The sequence below is a fragment of the Pseudomonas sp. MF09150 genome (assembly GCF_059862355.1).
The window spans coordinates 36,783-63,061 of sequence record NZ_JCBCUS010000019.1 but is presented as its reverse complement, the minus strand read 5'-3'; the positions used below and the strand labels follow the sequence as shown (position 1 = coordinate 63,061).

Sequence of the window (26,279 nt, the reverse complement as noted above, 5' to 3'; positions counted from 1 at the left end):
CCCTGCTCACGCATGCGTAGGGCCGTGGAGCGCTTTTCACGTTGTTCTTGGGGGCTGAGTTTACGGGCATCTATTTTCATGGAGACAGATTATCTAATATGCCCTATTTATTTGCCAGGTTAATAGTAACGTCGGAAACATCCGTGCGCGGACCATCGATACTGGAGATTTGTCCTAGGGCTGTATAGGTGTAATTGATGGAGCTTTCAGCAGACACTTGCAGGCTTGTGAATATGCTTGGCAGCACTGCCACTAAAAGACTAAGCCGAAACATAGATGACGACATAACTAAATCCCTTGTAGTCACTTAGTTTAGTTTGCCTTAACCTGCCTACTTAATATTCGCCCTTTGTTGTCATAGGTATAAACAACTGTTCGACCAAGCTCGACAATTTTGGTAGGCAACGGAAGGAAAGCATCCCAATCAGTAGTTACTTTTCTGGCTAACAAGGTACCATCCGCCTCTACTCGAGTGGCCTCAAGACCTCGATCATTATAGGTGAAGTAAGTAACAACCCCGAGCGCATCTGTTTTTGTCGATACCTGACCTTCAGGGCCATATGTATAACTTGAGTTACTTGCAGGACAGTTAGGTGACGGTTCCCCATTCACTGACAACACACGCCTTACGCCGTCATACGCTACCGTTCTATAAGTAGTTTTTTTTCCAAGTTCATTGGTAACCACCGAAGAACCATCATGACTATAGGAAACCGAAACCGCACCTATCCCTGCGGTCTCGTTGAAAATAGCGCGCCCCTGATCATCGTAATCCCAGGTGGTATAACGGACTCCCCTCTCGTCGACCACACCTGTCAACAGCCTTGGCTTTCCTGGCTTCTCGTAAAGATAAGTCTTATTGAACACATTCGTGCCCCGAGTCTTTGTTACCCCTGTAAAGAATGCATTCACGTCGGTCTGATATGTAAAGATCACACCGGGAAACACAGCAGACTTCAAGGCAACGTATCCATTCGTCGTATCAGTGGTCAAGGTTGCGGTATCACCTAAAGAGCTGGTAACAGTTACAGTACTGTAATAGGAGGAATAGGTAAGAGACACCTCATTATAGGGGGTAGAAATTTTTGTTAATTGTCCGGCACTATTAAAATAGCTAGACTCGTTTTGATTACTTACAAACATCCATCCACCATTGGCCGCAGTCAAACTACCGCCCCCCTTTGGCCCCACCCACGCACCTCCTACTAGGTTAAAATCAATACTACCTCCATCATCCAAGGTTAGCTTTATTCGTGAAGTATTTATAAATAGATTTCTCGAGTAACTATACGCCCACGATCCGACCATGCTGTTGTAATAGCGCCTAAAGCTCAGACCTCGGCCACCCTCATAATCAGAGTCAACAAAATACTCATTACCATTCAAGGGGTTAATAGGATCTGTAACGAATACATTCTCAACTCCGCAAATAGAGCTTTCCCCTCCAGCCTTTGTCAGGTCGTCAGGTACAACTCCCGCGTATTGATCAATTGTTCTTGAGTAGAATGTGCCGTACCAGGGCGTATAGTATCCATAAGAATACGCGCCAACTGTGCTGTATGGGTTTACACCAAGCACACACTGCTGGCCGGGGCCAAACAATATTACGAATGACTTTTGATAACCAAGACAGTCGCTATATGCTTCAGCATTAGTGGTTGCCCAAGCAGGCAAGTCCGTCAAACCGGAAAGCAGGAATACGAGTACAAAAAAAATCTTCCTCCCCACTTACAATCTCCCTATAACTACAAGTCATAATCCATGTTGTCCCGACAGAGAGTTATAGCTGCTCTTTGCGTGTCCGCAATTTTTTCATGACTGGCTGAGCAAAAATAGAAACTCTCAGCAGCCCAGTATCCATTTCCAGCTGAGCCTCTCCGGACTGACTATCATCGTGGTTCCCATCATTAAAGGGGGCTTAAAAATTAAGCCGTGGCGCTGGCGAGGGGGGCTTGCCCTACTCGACAGCGCAACGGCGGTAATCCCTCTCTGAGCGCGAGGGGTGTCTGACAGGCTGTGGCGGTTGGCCATGGTCGCGCTATGCGCGCCAGCGGGAGCAAGCTCCCTCGCCACAACAAGCGGGCTGCCTGTGCGAGCACCTCGCCACAGTCGGTACTCTTTACATCAACCTGGAGAGTGGCGATTGCCATCAAGCAAGGCATCCACCACGCCACGGGCCATTTCCACTGAATGCACTAGGGACCAGATCAGGCCGCGCTCGATGCCGCTGGCGTGTTCGGTGATTTCATCCGACACCTCCTCGGCAGACTTGAGCAGCATGGACACATGGATCAACGCTTCTTCGGCACTGATACCGGGGCGCACGCTGAAGGGGTTATCGGGGCCTGCTGGGCCGGCCGCGGTGGGTTGCAGAGTTGAGATCAACGAGCCGTTTACGCCGGTATTGGCCAGGGCATGGCGCACTCTTTCATTAGCCCGGTCATGTTCCGGATTTCGGCGTGAGAAAGGGCGAGTAACAGGCGGATCGGGGACGATCTTTTTCATGGTGTAGCTCCCGAGCAATAGAGCCTTCACCCACCGCTGCTAAACGAAAGGTGGCGGCTGGACGCGGGTTAGCAGACCAGGGCTCAGGAACCCGGCGCACCCGAAGGTGCCCCACGTACAGCCGCCATAACAAGCTGGCCAGAATGAAATCCGGCCAAGGAAGAGATAGCGCTTATACGTCTGAGACTTATCGAGCTGCTAAACCCGATCACTGAACATTCAGTGACGAACCGAGCCTAGTGAGCTAAGTACCCAGCCGCAAGCGAAAGAGAGTCTCTCGGAAACCCCTTACAAAAGAAAGAGAAATGCCCTTCTTTTAGGGTTAACCAAGGCTGCACTTACACCACAAAACCCCACGACCTGCCCGCCTCCCCCCTCGCCGCTAGAAACAAATAGAACCCTGTATCCGCTGCCACCAGGCTCGGGCCTGCGGCAGCGGCTACAGGGAACGATGGGGTGGTCTGATATGTATTCGATGCATGGGGGAATGCATGCCCGCCCAGCGCCAGCTGGCGGCAGCCCGATTTTGATCTACCCGCCCCTTCGGCAGGCCGAGTGGAGGTGTTCATCAGGGGATTGGCGCGTAGCGCCCCTCGACGTAGTCGAGGACATCGCTAGTAGCGATGCCCCCTGAGGGACGCCGGAATGAGGGAACCCGAGCGCAGCGAGGGCCGTACGCTCGGGGCGAGACTTTTTGGTTCCTTTTGGCTGGGCCGGCATTCCGGGCGTTTGACAAAAGGGACTCGCCGTAAGGGCGAAACCCTAAGCCGCCGTTACCGCAGCAACGTATATGCCCCCCTACCCCCCAAAGAACGGGGCCGGCTATCAGGCCGCCCCGCCCCCCGCCGGCGCCAAAGCCAACTCCCCAACATCGGGCCGCTTCACCACCGCATACACCACCGCCGTAACCAAACTCCCCGCCACAATCGCCAGCAAATACAACAACGCATGATTAATCGCATTCGGAATCAGCATCACAAACAACCCCCCATGGGGCGCCATCAGCTTGCAGCCAAAATACATCGACAACGCCCCCGTCAACGCGCCCCCGGCAATACTCGCCGGAATCACCCGCAACGGGTCCTTGGCTGCAAACGGAATCGCCCCCTCGGAGATAAAGCACAACCCCAACACAAACGCCGCCTTGCCCGCCTCACGCTCGCTTTGCGCAAACTTGCGCCGCGCAATAAAGGTCGCGATCCCCAGGCCAATCGGCGGCACCATGCCCGCGGCCATCGCCGCTGCCATCGGCGCATAACTCTGGGACGCCAGCAGCCCCACCGAAAAAGCGTAGGCCGCCTTGTTGATCGGCCCGCCAAGGTCGACGCACATCATCGCCCCCAGCACCACGCCCAGCAGGATGGCGTTGGTGGTGCCCATGCTGTCGAGGAACTGGGTCAGGGCCGAGAGCATGCCCGCCACCGGTTTGCCCACCACGTAAATCATCACCAGGCCGGTAAACAGGCTGGCGAACAACGGGATGATCAGGATCGGCTTCAGCGCTTCCAGACTCTGGGGCAGACGCACGTATTGGCTGAGGGCCTTGGCCGCATAGCCGGCGAGGAAACCGGCGACGATGCCGCCGATAAAACCTGCGCCCAGGGTACTGGCCAGCAAGCCGCCGATCATCCCCGGCGCCAGGCCCGGACGGTCGGCAATCGAGTAGGCGATGTAACCCGCCAGCAGCGGCACCATCAGTTTGAAGGCGGTCTCGCCGCCGATCTGCATCAAGGCCGCCGCCAGGGTGCCCGGCTCCTTGAACGCGGTAATGCCGAAGACAAAGGACAGGGCGATCATCAAGCCGCCCGCCACCACCATCGGCAGCATGAACGAGACCCCGGTCAGCAGGTGCTTGTAGACCCCGGTCTTCTCTTGCCGAGCCGGCGTCTGGGCACCGCCTGCGGCCGATTCCACCTGGCCTTCGGCCAAGGCTTTGTTAAGCGTGGCCTCCGCTTGCTTGAGGGCAATGCCGGTGCCGCAGCGGTAGATTTTCTTGCCGGCAAAGCGTTCGGTGGCGACTTCGATATCCGCCGCCAACAGCACCACGTCGGCCTGGGCGATGGCCTCGGCGCTCAACGGAGTACGAGCGCCGACCGAACCCTGGGTTTCAACCTGCAACTCGTAACCCAGGCGTTTGGCCGCCTGTTGCAAGGCTTCAGCCGCCATAAAGGTGTGGGCGACCCCGGTCGGGCAGGCGGTGACCGCAACGATGCGCGGTGCGCTGGCGGCCACTGTCGCAACCGGCTCGACGCTGGCCGCGGCCTCGCTGTACAGCTGGGCCTCTGCGGCGCCACGGCGCAGCACCGCGTCCACATCCTGCAAGGCCTGGGACGGTGTGCTGCGGTAAACCCGCTTGCCGACAAAACGCGCCATATCCAGCGGCCCGGTGCTGACCACCAGCACCCACTCGGCCGCTTCCAGGGTGGCCGCCGAGAGTTGGCGTTCCGGGTGCGCCTCGTCGTGCACTTCGACGCTGGTGCTCCAGCCCTGGCGCTGCGCCGCAGCGTCGAGCAGCCGGGCGCACAGCACACTGGTAACCATGCCGTTGGGGCAGGCAGTAACAATGGCTAACTTCATGTCCAACCCTCTTATTGTTCTGTCAGGGGGCGCACGCGCACGCCCTGTTCGAGCTGCGCCAGTTGCGCCGCATCGCTGATACCAAAACCGATTTGCGAGACCGCCATGGCGGCGATCGCCGTGGCGCGGCGCAGTGTCTGTTCGGCGCTATCGCCGCTGAGCAGGCCATGCAGCACACCCGCCAGCAGCGAGTCGCCGGCGCCCACAGTGCTGGCGACGCTGACCTTGGGCGGCACGGCCTGCAACGCCGGGGCCGAGCTGAACCAATTGACCCCGTCGGCGCCGTGGGAGATCACCACGTGCTCCACGCCCTGGGCATGCAGGCGTTGGGCCGCAGCCGCCTGTTCAGCCACCGACAGCACCGGGCTGAGCAGGGCCTCGGTCAATTCCTCAGTGTTCGGCTTGATCAACCAGGGGCCTGCCGCCAGGCCGGCGCGCAGGGCGTCGCCGCTGGTGTCCAGGGCGACTTTCAAGCCCAGGTCCTTGAGCCGTACCAGCAGCGCCTGCAACCACTGTGGGCTGACGCCACGGGGCAGGCTGCCGGCAACGACCACCGCGTCATGGCCCGGGGCGATCTGTTCCAGGCGCTCCAGCAACGCGTGTTGCGCCGCCTCGTCGACCTCCGGTCCCGGGCCGTTGACGTCGGTCACACGGCCGTCACTTTCGGCCAGCTTGATGTTGCTGCGGGTCTGCCCCGGCACGCGGATAAAGGCGTCGACAAATCCCCGCTGGGCAAACAGTGCTTCGAAGGCTTGCGGGTTGTCGGCGCCGAGAAAGCCGCTGACGGTCAGTTGGTGACCAAGGTCCGCCAGCACCTGGGCGACGTTCACGCCCTTGCCGGCGGCATGGGTGTACATGGCCTGGCTGCGGTTGACGGTCCCCGGTTCCAGACGCGCCAGTTGCACGGTGAGGTCCAGCGCCGGGTTCAGGGTCAGGGTCAGGATCTTGGCCATTACAGGGCCTCCACGAGGGCGCGCACGTCATCCGCGCTACCGACGGCCAGGGCCTCCTGCGCCAGGACCTGGACCCGGCTCAGGCTCAACTCGCGAATGCGCGCCTTGACCTCGGCAATGCTGCGCCCGGAGACGCTGAGTTCATCCACCCCGAGCCCGACCAGCACCGGCACCGCCAGCGGATCGGCCGCCAGTTCGCCGCAGACCCCAACCCATTTGCCATGGGCATGGGCGGCGCGCACGGTGATGTCGATCAGTTGCAGCACCGCCGGGTGCAGGCCATCGGCCTGGGCCGACAGGGTCGGATGGCCACGGTCGATGGCCAGGGTGTACTGGGTCAGGTCGTTGGTGCCGACGCTGAAGAAGTCCACTTCCTTGGCCAGGACCGGCGCCAGCAAGGCGGCGGAGGGCACTTCGATCATGATCCCCAGTTGCAGGTCGGCGACCGGGATTTCCAGGCGCAGGCGCTCGGTCATGTCCCGGGCCTGGCGCCATTCGTCGACGCTGCCGACCATGGGGAACATGATCCGCAGCGGGCGGTTGTCGGCTGAGCGCAGCAGGGCGCGCAGCTGGGCTTCCATGATTTGCGGGCGTTGCAGGGTCAGGCGAATGCCGCGCACGCCGAGGAAGGGGTTTTCTTCCTTGGCGATCGGCCAGTAAGGCAGCGGTTTGTCGCCGCCCACGTCCAGGGTCCGCACCACCAGCGGGCGCCCGGCCAGGCCGTCGAGGACGCGGCGGTATTCGGCTTCCTGGGTGGCTTCATCCGGCGCTTGCGGGTGGGCCATGAAAATCAGTTCGGTGCGCAGCAGGCCGATGCCTTCGGCGCCGTTTTCCACGGCGCTGGCGACGCCGGCGCTTTCACCGATATTGGCGAACACCTCAACGTGATGGCCGTCGGTGGTGTGAGCCAGTTGATGGCGTTGTTCGGCGGCGGCCTTGAGCCGTTGCTCGCGGCTGTCGCGCTCTTCGCCGGCCCGTTGCAGGGTGCTGCTGTCGGCATCCACATGCAGCCGCCCGCGTTGGCCGTCGAGCAGCAGCGGCGTGCCAGGCTTGATCAGCAACACCGCCGCGCCCGCCCCGACCAGGGCCGGAATGCCCAGGGCCCGGGCAACGATGGCGCTGTGGGCGGTGGCACCGCCCCGGGCCGTGAGGATCCCGGCCACCCGCGCCGGGTCGAGGCGCGCCACGTCCGACGGTCCGACTTCGTCCATCACCAGAATGTAGGGTTGCTCCGGCTCGGCCGGGGTCTCGATGCCGCACAGTTGGGCCAGCACGCGGCGGCCAATGTCCCGCAGATCGGCAGCGCGCTCGGCGAGCAGGGCGTCCTGCAACGACTCCTGCTGGCGGGCGGCAGCTTCGATCACGGCCATCCAGGCGGCTTCGGCGCTTTCACCCTGCTTGAGGCGGGTGTCGACTTCATCGGTCAGTTCCGGGTCGTCGAGCATCTCCTGGTGGGTGATGAAAATCTCGCGAATGGCCTTGGCCTGGCTGCGCTGGATCAGCCCTTCGATATCGCCGCGCACCTGCGCCAGTGCCTGTTGCAGGCGCTGGCGCTCGGTGGCGGTGGACTCGCCGCGCAGCGGGTAATCGATGGCCTGTTGCACCTGAATATGTGCCGGGCCGATGGCGATCCCCGGGGCGGCAGCAATCGCCTGGATCAGGCTGCCGGAAGCCGGGGCGCTGAGGGGCGCCTCGATTTCTTCCGCGGCGGCCGGAGTTTCGCTGACCGCCGGCAGTGGCTCGACCTCTTCGCCCAGGCCCTGCTCAATGGCCGCCAGCAACGCCGGCAAGGCATCGGCGGCGATGGTCGGCTCGGCGATCAGTTCCAGGACCTGGCCGCGCCGGGCACCGAGACTGAGCAGCTTACTCAGGCTTTTCATCGACACCGAGGCACCCTGGCTGTCGAGGATGCGGATGCGGATCTCGCCCTCGAAGCTCTTGGCCAGTTGCGCCAGGACCTTGGCCGGGCGTGCATGCAGGCCGTGGGCGTTGGCCAGGGCAATTCGGGCGCTGGGCCAGTCGGCCGGCAGTTCGCCGCCGAGCACTTCCAATACCGCGCGGCTGCTGGTGGCGCGCCCCAGTTCGTGGCCCCGGCCTTCGATCAGCAGCGCGCACAGGCGTTCGAGCAGCGCCTGGTGCGCCTCACCGAGGCTGGCCAGGCAGAACAGCCCGCTCAGCGGTTGACCGAGGTAGCGGATGGGTTTGTCCGGGGTGACGAAGGCCAGCCCCGGGCGCTTGACCGTCTGCTCGCTGTGCAGCCACCACAGGCCATCGCCCAGGGGCAGCGCCTCGACTTGCTGCAACACCGCGGCAAAGCCGTTACTCACGCAGTCCGCCTGACGCAACAGGCGTGCGCCACGCCAGACCAGTTCTTCAAAATCTTCTGCGGCCACGCCCAGGCCGATCATCTGTGCATCCAGCGCCAGCTCTTGTGGCGCGCCCTGCAGCAGTTTCAGCAGGGCTTCGGCCGAGCTGGCACGACGCAGGGCCTGGCCCAGGTCGGTCTCGCCCAGGGCCCGGGTCAGCAGTTGCAGCAGGCGCAGGTGCTCATCGGATTTGGCGGCAATGCCGATCGCCAAGTAGACGATCTGGCCATCGCCCCAGTCCACGCCCTCGGGGAATTGCAGCAGGCGCACGCCGGTGGCAAACACCTGGTCGCGGGTCTGCGGCGTGCCGTGGGGGATGGCAATACCCTGGCCGAGAAAGGTCGAGCCCTGGGCCTCGCGCGCGTTGAGGCCGGCGAGGTAACCCTCGGCCACCAGGCCGTCGGCAACCAGTTTGTCGGCGAGCAGCTGCAGCGCCGCGGACTTATCCACAGCCGATTGGCCCATGGATATCTGCTCTATGGTGAGCTCGAGCATGCTTTCTCCTATTTAGCGCAGGGGGGCAGCGCTAGGTATTGTTTTGAATGAATCAAAGCTTAGGCGTGTTTGCTGTCGCAAACGGCCGAGGGTGCTTGGCAGGCCCTCCAGCCGTTTCTTCAAGCCTAGAAAATACGCTTGCTGAAACGTTTAATCTAGAATGTTTGGCACGTTACTCGATAATCTCTCATCCTTGAAGCCCTACCGGTCGAATGCATGTTGCGACAATGGTCGCCTGCCCTTATCGGGTAGGATTGACGAAAATGTCCGGCAAGCACCAAAAAAACAAGGAAATCCCGGGTTGAAACTCAGTGATATAGCCAGGCTGGCCGGTGTGTCGGTGACAACCGCCAGCTACGTCATCAACGGCAAAGCCGAACAGCAACGCATCAGCAACGCCACCGTCGAACGGGTGCGCGCGGTGGTCGAGGAGCACGGCTTTACCCCCAACCCCCAGGCCGCCGGGCTGCGCAGCCGACGCACGCGCACCCTCGGGTTTATCCTGCCGGACCTGGAAAACCCCAGTTACGCGCGGATCGCCAAGTTGCTGGAACAAGGCGCCCGCGCCCGTGGTTATCAGTTGCTGATCGCCAGCTCCGACGATGCCCCGGACAGCGAGCGGCAACTGCTGCAACTGTTTCGCGCACGGCGTTGCGACGCCCTGTTCGTCGCCAGTTGCCTGCCCGCCGACGATGACAGCTACCGCACCCTGCAAGCCCAGGGCCTGCCGATCATTGCCATCGACCGGGTGATGCAGCCCGAGCTGTTCTGCTCGGTGATCAGCGACGATCAGCAGGCCAGCCTGCAATTGACCCGCAGCCTACTGCAGCCCCAGCCCAAGCAGATCGTGCTGATCGGCGCACGCCCCGAGCTGAGCATCAGCCAGGATCGTCGCGCGGGCTTCCAGCAGGCGCTGGCGGGCTTCGCCGGCGAGGTGCTGGTGGAGCATGGCGAGGCCTTCAGTCGCGATTGCGGCCGGCAATTGATGCAAGAGCTGTTGCAGCGCCTGGGGCATCTGCCGGATGCGCTGGTCACTACTTCTTATGTGCTGTTGCAGGGGGTGTTCGATGCCCTGCACGACTTCCCGCTCAAATCGCGGCCACTGCGCCTGGGGACCTTCGGCGACACCCAGTTGCTGGACTTCCTGCCACTGCCGGTCAATGCCATGGCCCAGCAGCATCAGCTGATTGCCGACCAGGCCCTGCAACTGGCCCTGGCCGCCGTCGAGCAAGCCCATTACCAGCCTGGCGTGCACGCCATCCCCCGGACTTTCAAGCAGCGTATTCACGAGGCCTGAACGTGGAGCTGATCGACACCCACACCCACCTCGACTTCCCGGACTTCGACGCCGACCGTACGGCGTTGCTGGCCGACAGCCGCGCCCTCGGGGTGCGGCGCATGGTGCTGCTGGGGGTGTATCAGGACAACTGGCAGCGGATCTGGGACCTGGTGCAAGGCGACCGCGAGCTGTACGCCGCCTTCGGCCTGCACCCGGTGTACCTCGATCAGCACCAGCCCGCCGACCTCACGCACCTCGGTGACTGGCTGGCACGCCTGGCCGGCCATCGGCAGGTGTGTGCGGTGGGTGAGATCGGCCTGGATTACTTTCTTGAACACCTGGACCGCCCGCGTCAGCAGCAGCTGTTCGAGGCGCAACTGCAACTGGCGGCCGACTTCCAGCTCCCGGCCCTGCTCCATGTACGGCGCAGCCATGCCGCGGTGATCGCCACGCTCAAGCGCTTCAAGCTCAAGCGCGCGGGGATCATCCACGCGTTCGCCGGCAGCCGCGAGGAAGCCCGGGAATACATCAAGCTGGGGTTCAAGTTGGGCCTCGGCGGCGCCGCGACCTGGCCCCAGGCCCTGCGTATGCACAAGGTGCTGGCCGATTTGCCGCTGGAAGCGCTGGTGCTGGAGACCGACTCACCGGACATGGCGCCGGCCATGTACCCCGGCCAGCGCAACAGCCCGCAACACCTGCCGGCCATTTGCGCCGCCCTGGCGCAGATCATGGGCCTGAGCGCCGAACAACTGGCCGCTGCGAGCACGGCCAACGCCTGCGAGCTGTTCAACTGGCCACCCGCCTGAAGTGGCCGGCGGTAGCGGCCGTCAGACGCGAAACGCGCTGATCAGCTGCTTTAGCTGCACCACCTGCGCCGACAACCGGCGGCTGGCGTCTTCGGTCTGGTGCGCGCCCTCGGCGGTGCGCTCTCCGGCCCGGTTGATCTCGACAATGTTCTGATCGATGTCGTGGGCCACGGCGGTCTGCTGCTCAACCGCCGCGGCAATCTGCTGGTTCTGGTCGACGATCATGCCCACCGCGCCAAGAATGTTCTCCAGGGCCTGCTGGACCTTTTCCGACTGCCCCACGGTGCCGCTGGCCATCTCATGGCTGACGCCCATGGCCTTGACCGCTGCGCCCACGCCGCCATGCAGCTTGGCGATCATCTGGTCAATTTCCTCGGTGGATTGCTGGGTGCGCTTGGCCAGGGTCCGCACCTCGTCGGCCACCACCGCAAAACCACGCCCCTGCTCGCCGGCCCGAGCAGCCTCGATGGCGGCATTGAGCGCCAGCAGGTTGGTCTGTTCGGCGATGCTCTTGATCACTTCCAGGACTCGGCTGATGGACTGGCTGTCACTGGCCAGCTGGTTGATCACCCGCACCGACTGGTCGATCTCCCCCGCAAGCAGGGCGATGCTGTCCTGCTGCGATTCCACCAGGCCTCGACCATTGATGGTCTCGTCGTTGACGCTGTGGGCACTGCTGACCGCCGCCGCTGCGCTGCGGGCCACTTCCTGGGCGGTGGCCGACATCTGGTTCATCGCCGTGGCCACCTGTTCGATCTGGCTGCGCTGCCCGGCCACCGCCTGGTTGCTTTGCGCCGACACGCTCTCGACTTGCCCGGCCTGGCGCTCGACTTCGCCCACGGTCTGCCCCACCAGCTCGATCAGATCGTGGATCTTGGCCACGGTGCCGTTGAACACTTTGCCCAGCTCCCCCAGCTCATCGCGGCTGTGGGCGGTGAAACTGACCGTCATGTCCCCCGCCGCGACCTTGTCCATCACCGCCCCCAGGCGCCGGAGGGTGGTCCGGGTCGAGGCGTAGAAACCGCCGTACAGGTAGACAATCAGCAAAAACACCCCGGCCAGGGCCGCCACCAGCAGCACCATGTGGCTGCGGTTCTGTCCCAGGCGCTGTTGCAGTTCGACGCCGAGAAACTTCAGGGTCGCTTCGTTGAGCTGGTAGGTCTGATCCATCAGGCCGCTGACCTGGTCGTAAAAGCCCTGCCACGGCGTGTCGAGGGTGTCGGCCATCACCACCTTTTCCTCGAACAGCTCACTGGCCTGTTTCAGGCTGCTTTTACTGGCGCTGGCCAGGCCGTCCAGCGCGCTGTGGGCGGCCTTGCTCAACCCCAGGGCGTCTTGCAGCTTGAGGCCGTACTCGGCCTGGAGTTTTTCAATCTGCACCAGCAACTCGTCGAAGCGGGTGCTGGCCGAGGAGTTGAGAAAGCCCTGGCCCAGGGAGTAGGCACCCATCGCCCGCCCCTCGCCCAGGGTCTGGGTGATCTGCGGGGTGACGCTGGTCACCAGTTCGCTCAATTGGCGGATATCACTCTGCCCATCCCGGCTCAGGCCCGATTGGCTGGCGATGATCTGGCTGAAGATTTGCGCGCTGCCCAGCAGCTTGCCGATCAACGCACTTTTACTCTGCAGCGAGTTCTCGCTTTGCTGGACCTTGAAGGCCGCGATCATTTCATCGCGCTTGGCGTCGAATACCCCGATCTGCTCCGGATCGACCGCCACCGCACGCAAGCCTTGCAGGCGTTCGAGCACGGTGCGCTCCAGGGCGCTGATCTTGCTCTCGGTATCGCCGCCCTTGGCGGACTGGCCGAGGGTGGCGTTGATCTGCACCAGGTTGTTCAGGGTTTCCAGGTCGCGCCGCAAGGTCAGGCTGCTGCCCAGCAGGTCGAGGCTTTGCAGCTCGACCTGGGTGCCCTGGAACTCTCGATAGGAATCGCGCACCAGGTAGAAGTTGGTGACCAGCATCGGCAGGAAGAACAACACGCTGATCAGGCTGAACTTCATGCCGAAGCTCAGGCGGTTCATCAGTGCGACGGCGGGATAGAGCAAACTCTTCAAAAGTAGTCTCCCTTCGGGCTTTTTATTGTTATGGGCAGCCGCGCAAAAGGGTCAGAGTGCCACTATTGAGCGTCACGTCTGTATAGCTCAAATCGGCGAAAGGGTTTGTAACTTAAAGTTAACCGCACGCGGGAAACCGGCGCGGGTACTGGGGGATGCGAGAAGGGTTTGAGGCGGGGATCGGGTCAGGGCTGGCGGGCAGCCCCGACCCGGGTCAATCAGCCCAGCACGGTCCACAGGGCAAAGCCTGCGTACCACAGCAGGGCCGCGCGCAGCAGCAACTCCCAGAGCTGGTCCAGGCTATTGACGCCATCGGCGCCCGCCACCGGAGCGGGAATTTCGCCGGCCACCAGGCCGACCTTTTCCACCAACTGTGCAGCGCTGATGTTCCAGTTCAGCAGCTCATGCAGCATCACCCGGCTGACCGCGACAAAGTTGCCGACCAGGGCAAAGCTCGCCGCCAGCAAACGCACCGGAAGCCAGTCGAAGGCATGCCGCAATTGCCCGGCGCGCTCCACCAGGGCTGGCGCCGTGCCGTGCTCGGCGGCCAGGGCCAGCAGCCGATAACTCAAGGCCGCCACCGGCCCCAGCAGGAAGTACCAGAAAATCACCGCGAAGAAGCTTTGATAGGCCTGCCACAGCAAATGCCCTTGCACCCGCTCCAGCAACTGCTCACCGCTGTCGGCGCAGATCCCCAGGTCACGCTGGGCGACATGGGCCGCGGCCTGCAGGTCTTCGCGGCGCCAGGCATCGCGAAACGGTCCGAGCCCCCCCAGCAGATCGCCACGCCCCAGGCTGTAGATCACCACCAGCAAATGCACCGGCAGCGCCAGCAAGCCATAGGCCACCGGCTCCAGTACCCACAGCAGCATGCCCAGCAGGATTGCCGGCAACAGCACCAGCAACGTGAGGATCAACCAGGGCCGATTGCCCAACCGCGGGCTGGCTTGCAACCGGGCCAGTTCCCCGAGCCAGGCACCGTCGCGCTGCACGCGATGACGCAGGGCGGAAAACTTCTCGACCCAGACAGCCAGCAGCAACACCAGAAAACTCATTGTGCGTCCCCCCTTTCCAGGGCTGCGCGATAGCGCGCCCAGTCAAAACCTGGTCCCGGGTCGGTCTTGCGACCCGGGGCGATATCGCTATGACCGCAAATCCGCTGCACGGTGATAGCGCTGTATACAGCCTGTAACTGCCGGGTCAGGGCAATCAGCGAGTGGTACTGGGCATCGGTGAACGGCAACTCATCGGTGCCCTCCAGTTCAATGCCCAGGGAAAAGTCGTTGCAGGTCTCGCGCCCCTCGAAACAGGACACTCCGGCATGCCAGGCGCGATCCAGGCACGAGACAAACTGGGTCACGCTGCCATCACGCTCGATCAGGAAATGCGCAGACACCCGCAGCTCGGCGATCCCGGAAAAATAAGGGTGTTCGGTGACATCCAGACGGTTTTGAAAGAATTCCTGCACTTTACCGGTAGCAAACTGCCCTGGAGGCAGGCTGATGTTGTGAATCACCAGCAGGGAAATTTCATCGCAAGGGCGCAGATTGAAGTTGGGCGACGGGCAATGGCGCACGCCGTGACACCAACCACTGGCAGGGTCCAACTGCATACAGATTCCTTCAACTAGAGCCTTGGGTGGCTCAGTATGCCGCGATCCAGGCCCAGGTTGCGATCACTTGCCGCGATTGAGGCGCTGCAGGTTGTCGATCACCGATTCCAGGGCCCGGTCGAACAGCAAGGTATCGTCGAGGGTGCGCACGGCGGCGCGGTGAAACTCCAGGGCCAGGCCCATGCGGGTGCGTTCCAGGACCTTCATCCCGGTGCGATTGACGAAGATGTACTTGGCGCCGGGCTGGACGATGGCCGCCAATTTGCAGCGCACAGTGTTTTCCTCGTCTTCCTGAAACTCGACCCAGGCACCCAGGCGCAACTGGTCCACCAGCAGCAGGCTGGTGTCGTTGGCGGCCAGGGCCACGGGCGCGGCTTCCAGGGGGCCCTCTTCGGCCGACGCCAGGACTATTTCCTGCTCCACCGCAACCATCGCTGGTGCCTGGGTTTCGAGGGCGACAACCCGGGGCTCGGGGTTTGGGGTCAGGCGCTCGAAAACCTGAAGGTGCAAGACTTCCAGCTGGCTGAAAAACTCACTGGTGGCAAAAGGATCGAATGCGGCGCTGCTCAGTCCGTCTCGCAGCCCCTTGAGCAACCCCGGCACCAGGTTCAGCAGTTGCAGGGCGGCATCGGGCTCATCGTGGCGCTCAACGCTCCACACCAGCTCTTCCATGGTCTGCACGGCGGCTTGCCACTCGGACGACTGCTCGCCGTGCTTGAGGCAGGTCAGCAACAGCACCTTGCTCCAGGCCTGCTGCACAAACTCCACCACCACCTGGGGCAATACCTTGCCCAGCAAGCCGTGGTTCAGCACCTGCTCAACGCGCCGACGCGCCAGCTCGGCCTTGGCCCGCCCTTCTTCGGCATCGCGGGTGCGCTGTTCGAGCAGTTCGCTGCGGCGCCGCTCATCGGCGGTAAAGGCCAGGAAGTCCGCGAGCAACTCGGAGAAAATCGCCGGATCATCGACAAAATCATTCAGCAGCCGTTGCACCACCTGCTCGATCCGCAGGTACAGGCTGTCGCGCTGATGATCGTCGCAGGCGCCCCAGCCCAGGGCGGCCGCAGCAATTTCATTGAGCAGGCGCCGGGCCGGGTGGGAGCCACGGCTGAAGAAGCTCTTATCCAGCACCGCGACCTTGAGCATCGGGATCTGCAGGCGGCCGATCAATGCCTTGAGCGAGTCCGGCACGGTGCGGTCATCGAGAATGAATTCGAAAAGCATGGCAATCAGGTTGATCACATCCTCATCGGCCACCCCGACCACCCGGGATTTACCACTCTTGACGCTGACCCGAGTGAGCAATTGCTCAAGCTGATTGCGCAGGTCGAAGTCGTCCTGGGCGCCGGCCGGCACATATTGTTGCAGGTGCGAAAGCAGGCGCAGCAAGTCGCGGGTCGAGATTGGCTGGGTTTCGGCGCTGGCCTCGAGGGTCGGGGCAACGCTGCCACGCACGTGGAATAACAGCTCCTGCAAGGCGGCAAACACTTCCTGGACACTGTCGTCGATCTGCGGCCCGCCCGATTTGACTGCGGCCTCGCTGGCACTGGCATGGGTGTCGGGGGCGGTGCGATCGGTGCTGCGACGGGCCGGCGCGGGCATCAGCTCAGGCAGGACGCCAGTGGCAATCAACAGCTGGTTGGCTTCGGCGTACAACTGGTGGACTTCGCTGAGCACGTAACGCTCGAAGAGCTTGAGGATGATCAGCTTGACCTTGATCTCCACCCCCAGGTTGCGCCCCGCCTGCATAAAGTACTCGCAGAGCAGTGTCGGCCCCAGGGGGTTGCTGCGTTGATCCAGGCGTTTGCCAAGCAGCGCAGCCAGGCGTGCATGCAGCTGGCCCAACGCCAGGCCATCGCGATTGAGCACCTTGGCCACCATGGCGTCGACGGCCACGGTCCGCTCCAGATCGTCACGGCTCGACTGCGCTGCGGGGTCGTAGCTCACCGCCTGGTGTGCCGCCGCAGTCGGATCGTACTGCACAAGGCCGACAAAGGCCTCGAAGAACATTTCGAGAAAGCCGCGCTCGATGCTTTTGCGCTTGAGGCGCAGGTCGCGCATGGCCTCGAAGAAGGTGTTCTGGTCGACATTGTTTTGCGCCCTGTCGGCCATTTCAAACAGCGTGTCGTCCGCGTTATCGAACAACTCCTGCAAGCCGTGGCGCAGCTGCTGTGCGGCCTTGTCACGCACCTGGAGCAGAATCACAGGCAGGCGGGCGAGCGGCGACGCGGTCGCCTGATCGGTAGCCGCCTTGTGCAAAGGCACTACATTCCCGTCGTTGTGCATCCAAGCCTCCAGAAAGGTGTCGCTGTGCTTCAAGGTGAAAATGGCGGGCGCCGACCGCTCACAGTCGAGTACCTGCAGGCACTCACTGCATGGGGATTTTCAGGGGAAACAAGAGGACGTCAAAGCCATGACGCCAATTACAAGGCGGATTATCTGGCAAAAAGCGTTCCGAGTGCCAGCAGACTCTGCTGATCCTTTGAAATAGCCCGCAATTTATGACCGTCAATAACGGCAAATGACTCGATTGATGCGACAAAAGGCGACGACACACGCGATAAGTGCCGTGCGCGCGCCTTGGGTTCACTCACGGCATGGCCCTATAATCGGCCCCACTTTGTTAGTGGAGCCCGTTATGCCGAATCTACGTCTCGCCGATTTGACCGCCGAAATCGAAGCCAACGTGCGCCGTGCGTTGCTCGAAGACATCGGCAGCGGCGACATCACCGCGCAACTGATCCCGGCCGAGCGCCTGGCCAAAGCCACCATCATTACCCGTGAGGCGGCGGTCATCAGCGGCACGGCCTGGGTCGATGCGGTGTTCCGGCAGTTGGATCCGCGGGTTGCCGTGCATTGGCAGGTCCGCGATGGCGATCGGGTCAGCCCCAACCAGGCGCTGTTCCACCTCGAAGGCCCGGCACGCTCCCTGCTCAGCGGCGAGCGCTGCGCGCTGAACTTCCTGCAACTGTTGTCCGGCGTCGCCACCCGCGCGCAGTACTATGCCGACTTCGTCGCCGACACCCAGGTCAAGCTGCTGGATACGCGTAAAACGCTTCCAGGGCTGCGCCTGGCACAAAAGTACGCCGTGACCTGCGGCAGCTGCCATAACCACCGCATTGGCCTGTACGACGCCTTCCTGATCAAGGAAAACCATATCGCCGCCTGCGGGGGCATCCCTGAAGCCATCAAGGCCGCCCACAAGATCGCCCCGGGCAAGCCGGTCGAAATCGAAGTGGAAAGCCTGGCAGAGCTGCAGGAAGCTCTGGCAGCCGGGGCGGACATCATCATGCTCGACGAGTTGAGCCTGGATGACATGCGCGAAGCGGTGCGTCTGAATGCCGGCAAGGCCAAGCTCGAAGCCAGCGGCGGGATCAACGAAAGCACCTTGCGCACCATCGCCGAGACGGGTGTGGATTACATTTCGATTGGTGCCATGACCAAGGATGTGAAAGCGGTGGATCTGTCGATGCGGCTCAGCATCTAAGTGACAAGGCACAAGCTGCAAGCCGCAAGCTGATCTGCTTTGGCTTGCAGCTTGTAGCTGCTTTTAAACCACCAGATTGTTCATCTCGCAGTACTCTTCCCAATCCACGCCCAATACCTCTGCCGCCTCCTTGTGCAGAACCAGGCGCGCCGCCTCGAACTCTTCCGGGGTCGAGGTGTACTTCAACGTCAGTTCCCACGGCTGCAAGCCCTGGGCTTCTGCCTCATCCTCAAACGCCCATTGGATCTGGTCTTTCTGATCGTCGGCACTCAGGTCCTTGATCTCTTCCGCCAACTGCGGCGAGTCCAGCAGGTACTGCTTGAGTGCTTCTTCGTGTCTGGCTTCTTGGGTCAATGCTTTAGCGGTCATGTCGTTCTCGTTGATCTGGGGAATGGAAGATGGATCTGGATCATCAAGGATCTCTCTGACGCAAAAAACCGTGACAAGCCCGGTTTGTCTGGCCTTCAGAACCATTCGGGGATCATCTGAAAACTGCTACGGGGGTGTTCGTGCAAAGTCCGAATATAGGACCTTTGGCTGACGATTTATACGAGTCGTTACATCAAATCTACAAATAAGCCGACGCCGTCAGGTGTCGACCATTTGTGCAGACGCCCAGGAACAAGTTCCACAGCACAAAGTCATAGCGATGTGCCATCTAGGCACCTCACAAGGAATTCAGGTGATGCGCAATTTTTCGAAGCTTCCGGCCACCCTGTTTGCAACCGGCATGGCTGCCCTGCTGCTCGGCAGTATGGTGCTGCCCAACACGGCTCAGGCAGGGGTTGAACTCAGTTCTGACCACCCTTCGTATTCGGACAAACTGGCTGCCGTGCACAACTCATTCGGCAAGGACGTCGTGGTCCGAAGCGACTTCAGTATTGATGGGATGGAAAAGCTGCAGAGCACGGTCAAGAGCAACTCGGTTGAAATCGAAACCCTGAAAAAAACCATCAAGGACCAGGCGCGCCTTATCGAAGAGCTCAAGCGCAACAACGGCTCGAGTTCCAGTTCGAACGCCAGTGAACTGTCCGACCTCAAGCGCACCGTTCGTGAGCAGCAAAGCGACCTGAAGAACCTCGGCAAACAACTGGACGATCTCAAGCGCAGCGCTGGCTCCAGTTCGAGCGCCAGCGACTTGTCCAGCCTCAAGCGTGAAGTCAGCGACCAGGACCGAGCCCTGGACCAGCTCAAGCGCACGGTCGAGGAGTTGAGCAGAAAAGTGAAGTGATGGGGGGCGCTGGTGCCCGAGACAGGAATCGAACCTGCGACCTTCGCGTTACGAGTGCGCTGCTCTACCGACTGAGCTACACGGGCAGTGAGCTAAACCTAGCACAGCTTTGATCCGCGTCCACCGTCGCCACCGTCTCGGTAACGGGCGGACAAAAAAATGCCCCGCAGCTTTCACTGCGGGGCATTTTCATAACGCTGAAGCGTCAGGCGCGGGTGCGATTAAACGCCCGAAGCCTTGGCCGCTGCCACGTCTTTGATGGACAGCTTGATCCGGCCGCGGTTGTCCACGTCCAGTACCAGTACTTCCACTTCCTGGCCTTCTTTCAGGATGTCGGTCACTTTCTCTACGCGAGCGTCGCTCAGCATCGAGATGTGAACCAGACCGTCCTTGCCAGGCAGGATGTTGACGAATGCGCCGAAGTCGACGATGCGCTCAACCTTGCCGACGTAGATCTTGCCGATCTCGGCTTCCGCGGTGATGCCCAGAACGCGCTGACGCGCGGCTTCTGCGGCTTCCTTGGTTTCGCCGAAGATCTTGATCGAGCCGTCGTCTTCGATATCGATCGAAGCCTTGGTCTCTTCGCAGATCGCACGGATGGTCGCGCCGCCTTTACCGATGACATCACGGATTTTGTCGGTGTCGATTTTCATCGCGATCATGGTCGGAGCGTTTTCCGACAGTTCGTTACGCGACTGACCAATGATCTGGTTCATCTGGCCGAGGATGTTCAGGCGCGCGTCCAGGGCTTGGCCCAGGGCGATCTCCATGATTTCTTCGGTGATGCCTTTGATCTTGATGTCCATCTGCAGCGCGGTCACACCTTTGGCGGTACCGGCTACTTTGAAATCCATGTCGCCCAGGTGGTCTTCGTCACCCAGGATGTCGGTCAGGATGGCGAACTTCTCGCCTTCTTTAACCAGACCCATGGCGATACCGGCAACCGGTGCCTTCATCGGCACACCAGCGTCCATCAGAGCCAGGGAAGCGCCGCAGACCGAAGCCATGGAGCTGGAACCGTTGGACTCGGTGATTTCCGATACCACGCGGATGGTGTACGGGAACACGTCGGCAGCAGGCAGCATGGCCTGAACCGAACGACGAGCCAGACGACCGTGACCGATTTCGCGGCGACCGGCGCCACCCATGCGACCACACTCACCTACCGAGAACGGTGGGAAGTTGTAGTGCAGCATGAACGGGTCTTTTTTCTCGCCTTCCAGGGTGTCCAGCAGCTGTGCGTCACGGGCGGTGCCCAGAGTTGCAACAACCAGGGCCTGGGTTTCGCCACGGGTGAACAAAGCCGAACCGTGGGTCTTTGGCAGAACGCCGACTTCGATGTTCAGCGGACGTACGGTCTTGGTGTCGCGGCCGTCGATACGTGGCTTGCCGTTGACGATGTTTTCGCGAACGGTGCGGTATTCGATTTCGCCGAAGGCAGCTTTGACTTCGCTGGAAGTCGGCTGGCCTTCTTCACCGGACAGCTTGGCGACGACCTGGTCTTTCAGCTCACCCAGGCGCGCATAGCGGTCAGCCTTGATGGTGATGGTGTAAGCCTGGGAGATGGCTTCGCCGAACTCGGAGCGGATAGCGCCCAGCAGTGCGGTGGCTTCTGGCTGTGGAGCCCAGGTCCAGGTTGGCTTGGCGGCTTCGGCGGCCAGTTCCTTGACGGCGTTGATCACCACCTGAAACTCGTCGTGGGCGAACAGTACGGCGCCCAGCATCTGGTCTTCGGTCAGCTCTTTGGCTTCCGACTCAACCATCAACACGGCTTCCGAAGTACCGGCAACGACCATGTCCAGGCTCGATGCTTTCAGTTGCTCGTAAGTCGGGTTCAGCAGGTAGCCGGTGCTTTCATGGAAAGCAACGCGAGCGGCGCCGATCGGGCCGTCGAATGGAATACCGGAGATCGCCAGCGCAGCCGAGGTACCGATCATCGCAGCGACGTCCGGATCGGTTTTCTTGCTGGTGGACAGCACGGTGCAGACAACCTGCACTTCGTTCATGAAGCCTTCTGGGAACAGAGGGCGGATCGGACGGTCGATCAGACGCGAGGTCAGGGTTTCTTTCTCGGAAGGACGGCCTTCACGCTTGAAGAAACCGCCAGGGATCTTACCGGCAGCGTAAGTCTTTTCCTGGTAGTGAACGGACAGAGGGAAAAAGCCCTTGCCTGGATCGGCTTGCTTGGCACCGACTACGGTCACCAATACGCTGACGTCGTCGTCAACGGTGACCAATACTGCGCCGGAGGCCTGACGGGCGATACGGCCAGTCTCGAGGGTAACGGTCGACTGACCGAACTGGAATTTTTTGATTACCGGGTTCACGGTGTCCTACCTTCTTTGTGGCTCTTGGGGAACTTGTCTTCTTGCGAAATTCTTGGGCAACGCCGGGAATCGGCCCAGCTGTCATTGTCCAGGTAAAACTATTGTCCAGATAAAACTTGAGGCTGGGAGCCTGCCATGCGCCAGCGGGAAACCCGCTGACGCACAGCAAACAACCAACCTCTAGCGCAATCGCTTATTAGCGACGCAGACCCAGGCGAGCGATCAGCGAGCTGTAACGGCTCACGTCCTTGCCTTTCAGGTAGTCCAGCAGCTTACGGCGCTGGTTTACCATGCGGATCAGACCACGACGGGAGTGGTGATCTTTACCGTTGGCCTTGAAGTGACCTTGCAGTTTGTTGATGTTGTGGGTCAGCAGTGCAACTTGCACTTCTGGCGAACCAGTGTCACCAACAGCTTGCTGGTAGTCAGCTACGATTTGAGCTTTTTCTTGAACGTCGAGAGCCATGAGGCAATCCTTTTATCAGGAAACGATTCGCGAGAACCGCTTCAATAGGCCGAGGGCAAACCCTCGTATTTTAAAATGAGAAGTGACCATGCCTATTAACAGCCACCCTCGTCCGGTCATTCTGACCGAATCAATCGACGCGGCGCGATGCGCCCGTCTTCGCTCACTTCACCGATACCGATGAAACGACCGTTGTGATCCTGTACCCGTACCATGCCGAACTTCGGGGCATCCGGGGCTCGTACCGGCTGGCCGTTGAGCCAGTAGAACGAGCTGTGCTCCGAGAACTGCAACAGCGGCCAATCCAGCAGGCCGCTGTCCGATGGCATCAGGAAGCGGTCGACCGCTTCGTTGCCGCCTTCGGCATGTACCGCTTCCAACTCTTCCAGCGTGACCGTCTGCGCCAGGGTGAAAGGTCCGGCCTGGGTACGTCGCAGTTCAGCAACGTAAGCGCCACAGCCGAGCTCTTCACCAATATCCTCCACCAGGGTGCGGATATAGGTGCCTTTGCTGCAATCCACTGCAAGCCGCGCAGTATCGCTTTCGAAGGCCAGTAATTCCAAGCGCGCAATAGTAACAGAACGCGCTTCGCGCTCCACTACTTCGCCTGCACGAGCCAGCTTGTACAGCGGCTGGCCATCACGTTTGAGTGCCGAGTACATCGGCGGTATCTGACTGATTTGCCCGCGAAATCTCGGCAACGCCGCTTCGACATCGGTGCGACCAACGGTCACCGGGCGCTCCTGCAAAACCTCGCCCTCGGCGTCCGCCGTAGTCGTGGTCTTGCCCAGTTGCGCCAGGGTTTCGTAACTCTTGTCGGAGTCGAGCAGGTACTGGGAGAACTTGGTCGCCTCACCGAAGCACAGCGGCAATACGCCAGTGGCCAGCGGGTCGAGGCTACCGGTATGCCCGGCCTTTTCAGCATTCAGCAGCCAGCGCACCTTCTGCAAGGCAGCGTTGGAGGTGAACCCCAACGGCTTGTCGAGCAGGATGATGCCGCTGACGTTACGACGGATACGTTTGACCTGAGCCACCGATTACTCCTTGGTGTCTTCGGGTTCTGCCGCAACCGGGTGCTGATTGTCCTCAGCCACGGCACGTTCGATCAGGGCCGACAGGTGGGCACCACGCACGACGCTTTCGTCGTAGTGGAAGTGCAACTGCGGAACGCTGCGCAACTTCATCTCACGGGCCAACTGCATCCGCAGGAAGCCTGCCGCCGAGTTCAGCACCTTGATGCTTTGAGCGATGTCTTCAGCGCTGTCCTGGCCCATCACGGTGATGAAAATCTTGGCGTGACCGACGTCACGGCTGACTTCCACGGCGGTGATGGTCACCAGACCGACGCGCGGGTCTTTCACTTCACGACGGATCAGCTGTGCCAGCTCACGCTGCATCTGATCGCCGATACGTTGGGTACGGCTATATTCTTTTGCCATGTCTTGTTACCTGTTACTGCCCTGCGGTGAAACCCGCATGGTCTGAAAGCGGCAAACGCCCGGCCTGACAGAAGCCAGACCGGGCGTTGCGTTTAGAGTCCTGCTATGGTCCGAGCATGTTTCATGCTGCAGCCCATAGCGGCCCTTGAAGTGCGCGAGTTAGAGGCTGCGAGCAACCTGAACCTTCTCGAAGACTTCGATCTTGTCACCGACTTTGACGTCGTTGTAGCTCTTCACGCCGATACCGCATTCCATGCCGGCACGTACTTCGGAAGCGTCATCCTTGAAGCGGCGCAGGGATTCCAGCTCGCCTTCGAAGATAACGATGTCTTCACGCAGTACACGGATTGGACGGTTACGGTGCACAACACCTTCGATAACCATGCAACCGGCGATCGCGCCAAACTTCGGCGAACGGAACACGTCGCGGACTTCAGCAACACCCAGGATGTTCTCCCGCACGTCGCTGCCAAGCATACCGGTGAGGGCTTTCTTGACGTCTTCGATGATGTCGTAGATCACGTTGTAGTAACGCATATCCAGACCTTCCTGCTCGACGATCTTGCGAGCGCCAGCATCGGCACGCACGTTGAAGCCGAACAGTACAGCGTTGGAGGCCAGTGCCAGGTTGGCGTCGGACTCGGTGATACCACCGACACCGCCACCCACAACACGCACTTGCACTTCGTCGTTACCCAGGCCGTTCAAGGCACCGTTCAACGCTTCCAGCGAACCACGGACATCGGATTTGAGGACGATGTTGAGCGTCTTCTTCTCTTCCTGACCCATGTTCTCGAAGATGTTTTCAAGCTTGCCGGCGTGAGCACGGGCCAGCTTGACTTCGCGGAACTTGCCTTGACGGAACAGAGCCACTTCACGGGCTTTCTTCTCGTCGGCAACCACGCTCATCTCGTCGCCAGCGTCCGGGGTACCGTCCAGGCCGAGGATCTCGACAGGGATGGAAGGACCGGCTTCCTTGATTGGCTTGCCGTTCTCGTCGAGCATGGCGCGAACGCGGCCATAGTTCGAACCGACCAGCACCATGTCGCCTTGGCGCAGGGTACCGTCTTGAACCAGAACGGTAGCAACCGGGCCACGACCTTTGTCGAGACGCGATTCAACCACGACGCCACGGCCAGGAGCCGACGGAGTCGCTTTCAGTTCCAGGACTTCAGCCTGCAGCAGAACAGCTTCGAGCAACTCGTCCACACCAGTACCGACTTTCGCCGAAACCGATACGAACGGGGTGTCGCCGCCCCACTCTTCCGAGGTCACGCCGTGAACCGACAGTTCGCTACGGATGCGATCGAGATCGGCGCCCGGCTTGTCGATTTTGTTCACTGCAACAACCAGTGGAACACCAGCGGCCTTGGCGTGCTGGACAGCTTCAATGGTCTGCGGCATCACGCCGTCGTCCGCTGCAACCACCAGGATCACGATGTCAGTCGCCTTGGCACCACGGGCACGCATGGCGGTAAACGCGGCGTGACCTGGGGTGTCGAGGAAGGTGACCATGCCGCGTTCGGTTTCAACGTGGTATGCACCGATGTGCTGGGTGATACCACCGGCTTCGCCGGCCGCTACCTTGGCACGACGGATGTAGTCGAGCAGCGAGGTCTTACCGTGGTCAACGTGGCCCATTACGGTCACGACTGGTGCACGGGAGAAGGTCTCGCCTTCAAACTTCAGGGACTCGGCCAGGGAATCTTCCAGGGCAGTGTCGCTGACCAGGGTCACTTTGTGGCCCAGCTCTTCAGCAACCAGTTGGGCAGTTTCCTGATCCAGTACCTGGTTGATGGTGGCCGGAGTGCCCAGCTTGAACATGAACTTGATGATTTCAGCTGCCTTGACCGACATCTGTTGAGCGAGATCGCCCACAGTGATGGTCTCGCCGATCTTCACTTCGCGCACGACAGGGCCGGTTGGGCTCTGGAAACCGTGGGCGTTGCGTTTTTTCAGCTTGGCCTTGCCGCGACCACCACGACGGAAGCCATCGCTTTCTTCGTCGGTAGTACGTGGGGCAACGCGAGGTGCCGGTGCCTTTTCCTTGACCGAAGCACGATGCGGAGCGTTTTTGCGCTCACCATCGCCACTGCCACGACGATTGTTATCGTCGGCACGTGGTTTGTCAGGACGGCGCTGTTCTTCACGCTTGCGAGTGTCGACAGCAGGGGCTGGAGCAGCGGCCACGACCGGCGCGCTTTCACGCACAGGCTCGGCAACTGCGGCAGGAGCTGCAGCAACTTCGGTAGTCGTGGTTTGCGCAGCAGCAGGCTGGCGACGCGCTTCTTCTTCGGCGCGACGCTTGGCTTCTTCTTCAGCCTTCTGACGTGCAGCATTTTCTACTGCGCGACGTTCTTCCAGTTCGCGTTTGCGCTCGGCTTCGATTTCTTCCGGGCTGCGCTGTACGAAGACTTTCTTCTTGCGTACTTCAACGCTGATGCTTTTGCTGCCAGCAACACGCAGGGTGCTGGTGGTTTTACGCTGCAAAGTGATCTTGCGCGGTTCTTCCACTTTCGCCTTGTGGCTGCTTTTCAAGTGAGTCAGCAACGACTGCTTCTCACTGTCGCTCACATGTTCCTCGGCGGCGGTGTGCGGCAGACCTGCCTCACGCATCTGCTGCAACAGGCGCTCTACCGGTGTTTTGACCTCATCGGCCAGTTGTTTCACCGTGACTTGCGTCATGC

At 61.1% G+C, this 26,279-nt stretch carries 19 protein-coding genes and 1 tRNA gene; 4 read left to right on the top strand and 16 right to left on the bottom strand.

The annotated features are described in order from the left end of the window. Positions 1 to 312: 312 nt before the first annotated feature. The 5 genes from AC19YX_RS34520 to ptsP all read right to left on the bottom strand — a co-directional run bounded on the left by AC19YX_RS34520 (position 313) and on the right by ptsP (position 8,896). Positions 313 to 1,728, bottom strand: coding sequence for a hypothetical protein (locus AC19YX_RS34520; RefSeq protein ID WP_500607995.1), 1,416 nt, complete (start codon positions 1,726 to 1,728; stop codon positions 313 to 315). A 396-nt stretch (positions 1,729 to 2,124) separates the two neighbouring features. Further along, positions 2,125 to 2,505, bottom strand: a complete 381-nt coding sequence (locus AC19YX_RS34515; protein ID WP_500607994.1) for a DUF6124 family protein — start codon at positions 2,503 to 2,505, stop codon at positions 2,125 to 2,127. A gap of 825 nt (positions 2,506 to 3,330) precedes the next feature. Next, positions 3,331 to 5,082 (bottom strand): PTS fructose-like transporter subunit IIB, encoded by a 1,752-nt coding sequence (locus AC19YX_RS34510; protein WP_500607993.1) that lies wholly within the window; start codon positions 5,080 to 5,082, stop codon positions 3,331 to 3,333. Positions 5,083 to 5,093: 11 nt separating this feature from the next. Further along, positions 5,094 to 6,035, bottom strand: coding sequence for a 1-phosphofructokinase (pfkB, locus tag AC19YX_RS34505; RefSeq protein ID WP_500607992.1), 942 nt, complete (start codon positions 6,033 to 6,035; stop codon positions 5,094 to 5,096). Beyond that, positions 6,035 to 8,896, bottom strand: a complete 2,862-nt coding sequence (ptsP, locus tag AC19YX_RS34500; RefSeq protein ID WP_500607991.1) for a phosphoenolpyruvate--protein phosphotransferase — start codon at positions 8,894 to 8,896, stop codon at positions 6,035 to 6,037. Before ptsP ends, pfkB begins: the two co-directional genes overlap by 1 nt. A gap of 301 nt (positions 8,897 to 9,197) precedes the next feature. On the opposite strand from ptsP, the gene cra reads away from it, so the two are divergent. Together cra and AC19YX_RS34490 are read left to right on the top strand one after the other, a co-directional pair. Beyond that, positions 9,198 to 10,193, top strand: a complete 996-nt coding sequence (cra, locus tag AC19YX_RS34495) for a catabolite repressor/activator (RefSeq protein WP_078469796.1) — start codon at positions 9,198 to 9,200, stop codon at positions 10,191 to 10,193. Positions 10,194 to 10,195: 2 nt separating this feature from the next. Continuing rightward, positions 10,196 to 10,981, top strand: a complete 786-nt coding sequence (locus AC19YX_RS34490; protein WP_500607990.1) for a TatD family hydrolase — start codon at positions 10,196 to 10,198, stop codon at positions 10,979 to 10,981. Positions 10,982 to 11,002: 21 nt separating this feature from the next. On the opposite strand, the gene AC19YX_RS34485 is transcribed toward AC19YX_RS34490, so the two are convergent. The 4 genes from AC19YX_RS34485 to AC19YX_RS34470 all read right to left on the bottom strand — a co-directional run bounded on the left by AC19YX_RS34485 (position 11,003) and on the right by AC19YX_RS34470 (position 16,928). Beyond that, positions 11,003 to 11,707 (bottom strand): methyl-accepting chemotaxis protein, encoded by a 705-nt coding sequence (locus AC19YX_RS34485; protein ID WP_443217306.1) that lies wholly within the window; start codon positions 11,705 to 11,707, stop codon positions 11,003 to 11,005. A gap of 1,544 nt (positions 11,708 to 13,251) precedes the next feature. Next, positions 13,252 to 14,088, bottom strand: a complete 837-nt coding sequence (ampE, locus tag AC19YX_RS34480; protein WP_201129427.1) for a regulatory signaling modulator protein AmpE — start codon at positions 14,086 to 14,088, stop codon at positions 13,252 to 13,254. Beyond that, the gene (gene ampD, locus AC19YX_RS34475; protein ID WP_078469792.1) at positions 14,085 to 14,645 is read right to left on the bottom strand and encodes a 1,6-anhydro-N-acetylmuramyl-L-alanine amidase AmpD; all 561 of its coding nucleotides are present in this window, start codon (positions 14,643 to 14,645) and stop codon (positions 14,085 to 14,087) included. Before ampD ends, ampE begins: the two co-directional genes overlap by 4 nt. A 63-nt stretch (positions 14,646 to 14,708) precedes the next feature. Next, complete coding sequence (locus AC19YX_RS34470) at positions 14,709 to 16,928, bottom strand: DUF1631 domain-containing protein (protein ID WP_201129425.1); 2,220 nt, start codon at positions 16,926 to 16,928, stop codon at positions 14,709 to 14,711. A gap of 352 nt (positions 16,929 to 17,280) precedes the next feature. Here AC19YX_RS34470 and nadC point away from each other — a divergent pair, with 352 nt between their 5' ends. After that, positions 17,281 to 18,129, top strand: a complete 849-nt coding sequence (nadC, locus tag AC19YX_RS34465) for a carboxylating nicotinate-nucleotide diphosphorylase (protein WP_078469790.1) — start codon at positions 17,281 to 17,283, stop codon at positions 18,127 to 18,129. 63 nt (positions 18,130 to 18,192) lie between these two features. On the opposite strand, the gene AC19YX_RS34460 is transcribed toward nadC, so the two are convergent. Continuing rightward, complete coding sequence (locus AC19YX_RS34460) at positions 18,193 to 18,498, bottom strand: DUF6388 family protein (RefSeq protein ID WP_201129424.1); 306 nt, start codon at positions 18,496 to 18,498, stop codon at positions 18,193 to 18,195. A 316-nt stretch (positions 18,499 to 18,814) separates the two neighbouring features. Here AC19YX_RS34460 and AC19YX_RS34455 point away from each other — a divergent pair, with 316 nt between their 5' ends. Next, positions 18,815 to 19,360, top strand: coding sequence for a hypothetical protein (locus AC19YX_RS34455; RefSeq protein ID WP_500607989.1), 546 nt, complete (start codon positions 18,815 to 18,817; stop codon positions 19,358 to 19,360). 10 nt (positions 19,361 to 19,370) lie between these two features. Here AC19YX_RS34455 and AC19YX_RS34450 read toward each other — a convergent pair. From AC19YX_RS34450 to infB, 6 genes are all read right to left on the bottom strand, one after another. Continuing rightward, positions 19,371 to 19,446, bottom strand: a tRNA-Thr gene (locus tag AC19YX_RS34450). A 135-nt stretch (positions 19,447 to 19,581) separates the two neighbouring features. Continuing rightward, a complete protein-coding gene (gene pnp, locus AC19YX_RS34445; RefSeq protein ID WP_020299906.1) occupies positions 19,582 to 21,687 on the bottom strand; it encodes a polyribonucleotide nucleotidyltransferase in 2,106 nt (701 codons plus the stop codon). Between the two features lie 196 nt (positions 21,688 to 21,883). After that, positions 21,884 to 22,153 carry a 30S ribosomal protein S15 gene (rpsO, locus tag AC19YX_RS34440; protein WP_020299907.1) on the bottom strand — a complete coding sequence of 90 codons (270 nt, stop codon included), beginning with the start codon at positions 22,151 to 22,153 and terminating at the stop codon, positions 21,884 to 21,886. A gap of 116 nt (positions 22,154 to 22,269) precedes the next feature. Next, complete coding sequence (gene truB / locus AC19YX_RS34435) at positions 22,270 to 23,187, bottom strand: tRNA pseudouridine(55) synthase TruB (protein WP_020299908.1); 918 nt, start codon at positions 23,185 to 23,187, stop codon at positions 22,270 to 22,272. 3 nt (positions 23,188 to 23,190) lie between these two features. Next, positions 23,191 to 23,592, bottom strand: coding sequence for a 30S ribosome-binding factor RbfA (rbfA, locus tag AC19YX_RS34430; protein ID WP_078469788.1), 402 nt, complete (start codon positions 23,590 to 23,592; stop codon positions 23,191 to 23,193). Between the two features lie 159 nt (positions 23,593 to 23,751). Further along, on the bottom strand, positions 23,752 to 26,277 hold the full coding sequence (gene infB / locus AC19YX_RS34425; protein WP_020299910.1) for a translation initiation factor IF-2: 2,526 nt from the start codon (positions 26,275 to 26,277) through the stop codon (positions 23,752 to 23,754). Positions 26,278 to 26,279: the final 2 nt, after the last annotated feature.